This window comes from Anaerolineales bacterium, assembly GCA_022866145.1.
GTDB lineage: Bacteria > Chloroflexota > Anaerolineae > Anaerolineales > E44-bin32 > PFL42.
This window is the reverse complement of the sequence record JALHUE010000031.1, coordinates 1-3,990: the sequence shown is the minus strand read 5'-3', so window position 1 is coordinate 3,990 and position 3,990 is coordinate 1. Positions and strand designations below refer to the sequence as shown.

The window sequence follows — 3,990 nt, the reverse complement described above, 5'->3', positions numbered from 1 at the left end:
GGATGGGCGGCCTGCTCCCCCAGTTTCCCGTAGGCCTCGGCGTGAAGCGAGGTAGGCACCCTCGCTACGAGGCCCGTCAGGTAGGCCTCACCCCCCACCTCCGACAGCTTCCCCTGCCGCCCCAGTTCCTCCGAGACCGTCAGGATGTCGATCGGCTGACGCTGGTCCAGCAGCCGCAGTAAGGCTTCCCAGATCCATCGGTTGTGGTGAAGGTAGAAGTCCTCCGGGGGGAGGAACGGCGCAACGTCGAAGAAGACCTCGGGGTTGATCAGGACCGAACCCAGGACAGCTTCCTCTGCCTCCTGGCTGAAGGGAGCCGCCTCCACCTGCACAGCGCCTTCGGCAGCGTAGTTCCCCTGTTCGTGCTTATCGTCTCGACCGCCGGATTCTTTCCGGGGTAGAACACAGGGCCGAAGGTGTCCAGCACCGTCCAGGGAAACCGCTCGCTGCCCCGAGGCCTTGGACGTGACCCGTTAGACCGCGGGTGCGACGACCCATCGCCCCGTGAGTCCGTGACCGAGGGTTGTGCCCCCAGCGGGGATTTCAGTCTGCCGGCGAGGTGTAGGCGACGCAATGCCCGACAGGGCTTGGCTGAAGCCCCGATCGTGGATCTTGGCGATGGACTGACCGCTGCGGCTGCCGCGCAAACCCGGTAGGGTTCCCAGCGGCTTCCCCTGTTGGCTCCGCTGCGAGAACTCCCGGCCCAGCGTGTTGCGAGCAGGTCGACCTCCTGGGGATCCCTCGATACTCCCAAGCCGCAGGGCAGGTAGGCGGCGATCCCGGCGCGTCTCCCGTGAGCAGGGCTTTCTAGCCCAATCTTGGTGCCAGCCGCTCCCACCCCGCCGGAAGGGGTTGCTCCAAGTCCCCGGCAGTGCCCTGAGCATCGCGACCGGAGGCCAGGCACATTAGAGCGGATACCACAGATGACACCCGCGGCGTAGAATCTGGTCGGTTGGGGAGCGGCTAGTGCTGCTGAAACCTGGAAGCCGATTGCTGTTTATTGGGGACTCGATCACCGATTGCGGTCGAAGGCGCCCTGTTGGGGATGGGACAAGCCCGCGCGCTCTGGGCGATGGCTACGTTGGCCTGGTGCAGTCGGCGTTGGTCGCCGGCTACCCTGACTATCGCCTGCAGGTGCTGAACATGGGGGTTTCCGGCGACACCGTCCGCGAGCTGCAGGCCCGCTGGAATTCGGATGTCCTCGCCCTGCGCCCCGATTGGCTGTCCATCCTGATCGGCATCAATGATGTGTGGAAGCAGTTAGACTCCACCGATCCCTCGGAGGAGCCGATCGGATTGGAGGTGTACGCCTCCACCCTGAGGGAGCTTATCGCCAGAACCTGGCAGCATCTGTCAGGGTTGATCTTAATGACGCCGTACTACTTGCAGCCCGACAGGTCCGACCCGATGCGAGCACGGATGGATCGCTACGGCTCAATCGTGCGCCAGGTGGCGTCGGAGCGCCAGGCCGTGCTGGTCGACACTCAGGCCGCTTTCGACCAGGTGCTGGAGTGGGTCCGTCCGAACGAACTGGCCGCAGATGGGATCCACGTCAATCAGGCCGGGCACATGATTCTGGCCCGGGCCGTGCTCGAGCGCGTGGGATACGACTGGCACCGGCCGCCCGCCGCGCCTCAAGGTGCACCCAGATGATTTCCCGTTCGAGAGCCTGCATCGACGAACCGCATGGGAATCTCGACGGCTCATGCCAGAGCGAACGACATCCATCAGCGTGGGAGCACGGCTGCTTTCGACCGAGGGGCTCCATAAGGCAAGCAGCATGACCGCGCGTGCCATCTCCCCGATCGAAATCCGTCTCGCAACGCCGGCCGACAGTAGGCTCCTTGCGGAATTGGGCGCACAGGCCTTCGCGCACACCTTTGGCCCTGACAACACGCCCGAGAATCTGGCTGCATATCTGGAGGGTGCCTTCACCCCGGAAATCCAGGCCGCAGAACTGGCTGAGCCGACCAGCCTGTTTCTGGTGGCGCAGGTCGAAGGCGTTCCGGTCGGGTACGCCCGCATGCGGGAGGGCGTGGCGCCGGCCGCCATCCGGGGGGCAGGTCCCATCGAGATCGCTCGGTTCTACGCCCGGCCGGACTGGATCGGTCGGGGGGTTGGCGCAGCCCTGATGCGGGCTTGCCTGGAGCAGGCGGGCCAAAGAGGATGCGCGACCCTGTGGCTCGATGTCTGGGAGCGAAACCACCGCGCCCGCGCCTTCTATGCCAGATGGGGATTCCGGGATGTGGGAGCTCAGCCATTCCAGCTGGGCGCTGACCTGCAGACTGATGTGCTGATGCAGCGAGCTGTCCCCCAGCACGACCCGCAAGACCCGTCACCGCGGTCACCCGGGGTGTGACCGGTGTCACCGCCACACGCTGGGGTGGTCATCCTGATCCGCGGCGTGAGCGTTGCGATCGCCAAGGATGGGGCCGATGAAGCTGGCGGCGGCCGTGCCTGTCAGGAAGCGGTGGGCGCTTCCGGGCTGGCGGGAGGCGGGCGGAATGCGGCCCCTACCCCTAACCGTAGACCGTGGGCACCTTCGCCAGCTGCGATTGGCTCGGGCTCTCCGATCGACGGGTTCGCGCGGGCATCCGCGGGCCCCAGCGGATTGTTTGCGTGCCGTACAATCAGGGCTCAGGGCGCGGGCCCGAGAGCGATGCACAGCTCAAGGCCCTTCAGCAGAGTAAGGTGGATCCCAGTATGAGTGAGAAGTCCCGACTCAAGCGGCCGCGGTATCCCATGCCGGAGGCGGTTGAGCAGGCGTTCCATGAGCATGGGTTGATGCGGGCCTACCGGCAACGCCCGGCGTACCAGCAGAATGATCACCTGGGATTGATTCTGCGTGCCAAGAGGCCTGGGACCCAGGGCAAGCGGATGGCGCAGCTGATCGATGAGCTCCGAGCTGGGGACGTCTACATGAAGATGCCCTACCGTCCTCAGCCCCGCCCTGGGTGAACGGCGGGAGGTGCCGGGCGGGGATCTGCGCTTCTTCTCACAGGGGTGGGTGCTCTCCCTCCCGTGGATGGCGCCGAATGGTGCCAGTGGAGGGGATACGGCGTTGGCACTGAAGACGGTGTGAGGAAGGTGAGAGAAGGAGGCAGCCGGGCTGCTCTCGGCCGGGCGTTTGCCGGTCGCCGATTAGGTCAGGCTGCCGGACAGCGCCCGGGAAAGCGCGTACACTTGTGGGGACGGGTGGCTGGTAGCCAGGTCGGATGCCGACGAGACTGTCCACGTTTCTTGGCTGGAGGTTGGAGTGATGCAGCGAGTTGGGTCGTACCCGAGAGTACTGATCGACGCCGCGTGGCCGGCGCAGGGATGGATTCGGGAGAGTGTCCTGCTTGGGGCCGGGGTGTTCTTGCTCGCCATTGCAGCCCAACTGCAAATCCGCCTCCCGTTTTCTCTGGTCCCGGTGACGGGCCAGACGTTCGCCGTTCTTCTGCTTGCGGCGCTGCTCGGCAGCCGGAGAGGCCCCGCGGTTGTGGCGATCTACCTGTTCCTGGGCGGCCTGGGAGCGCCGGTCTTCGCCGGCGGCACGGCGGGGGTTGCCCGCCTTGTTGGCCCAACGGCGGGGTACCTGGTGGGCTTCATCGCCGCGGCTTATGGGGTGGGGTGGTTGAGCGAGCGAGGGTGGGACCGACATCCGGGATCCGCCGCCGCAAGCATGGCCCTCGGCAATGTGTGCATCTACGCCTTCGGCGCACTGTGGCTGGCGCAATTCGTCGGAGGAGAGGCAGTCCTCCGGACCGGCGTCGCGCCCTTCATCGTGGGTGATCTACTCAAGATCGCCTTCGCAACCCTCCTGCTGCCTGCGGCCTGGAGACTGGTCGGGCGCGCTGGACTCCCTCCACCCTCAGGCGGACCCTCCGGCCCGGCCGGTCACGGGGTGGGTTGAATCCATCGAACGGCAGGAGGCCGGAACGCCAGCCGCCGAATCGGGCGGGCCTGCATCGGGGCTTGATCATGCAGATCGCCAGCCGACCGCCCCGG

Annotated in this window: 5 protein-coding genes; 4 read left to right on the top strand and 1 reads right to left on the bottom strand. The window is 66.3% G+C overall.

The features are described from left to right. Positions 1-326, bottom strand: a 326-nt coding sequence (locus MUO23_00980; GenBank protein ID MCJ7511524.1) for a replicative DNA helicase, incomplete at its 3' end; no start/stop codon positions are given. Between the two features lie 640 nt (positions 327-966). On the opposite strand from MUO23_00980, the gene MUO23_00975 reads away from it, so the two are divergent. The 4 genes from MUO23_00975 to MUO23_00960 all read left to right on the top strand — a co-directional run bounded on the left by MUO23_00975 (position 967) and on the right by MUO23_00960 (position 3,895). Further along, positions 967-1,653, top strand: a complete 687-nt coding sequence (locus MUO23_00975) for an SGNH/GDSL hydrolase family protein (GenBank protein MCJ7511523.1) — start codon at positions 967-969, stop codon at positions 1,651-1,653. Between the two features lie 127 nt (positions 1,654-1,780). After that, the gene (locus tag MUO23_00970) at positions 1,781-2,359 is read left to right on the top strand and encodes a GNAT family N-acetyltransferase (GenBank protein MCJ7511522.1); all 579 of its coding nucleotides are present in this window, start codon (positions 1,781-1,783) and stop codon (positions 2,357-2,359) included. A gap of 344 nt (positions 2,360-2,703) precedes the next feature. Further along, positions 2,704-2,958 (top strand): YdeI/OmpD-associated family protein, encoded by a 255-nt coding sequence (locus MUO23_00965; protein ID MCJ7511521.1) that lies wholly within the window; start codon positions 2,704-2,706, stop codon positions 2,956-2,958. 301 nt (positions 2,959-3,259) lie between these two features. Then, positions 3,260-3,895, top strand: a complete 636-nt coding sequence (locus MUO23_00960; GenBank protein ID MCJ7511520.1) for a biotin transporter BioY — start codon at positions 3,260-3,262, stop codon at positions 3,893-3,895. Positions 3,896-3,990: the final 95 nt, after the last annotated feature.

Coding starts and splice junctions, on each gene's coding strand:
- MUO23_00960 (MCJ7511520.1), top strand. CDS start 3,260: ATGCAGCGAGTTGGGTCGTACCCGAGAGTACTGATCGACGCCGCGTGG.
- MUO23_00970 (MCJ7511522.1), top strand. CDS start 1,781: ATGACCGCGCGTGCCATCTCCCCGATCGAAATCCGTCTCGCAACGCCG.
- MUO23_00965 (MCJ7511521.1), top strand. CDS start 2,704: ATGAGTGAGAAGTCCCGACTCAAGCGGCCGCGGTATCCCATGCCGGAG.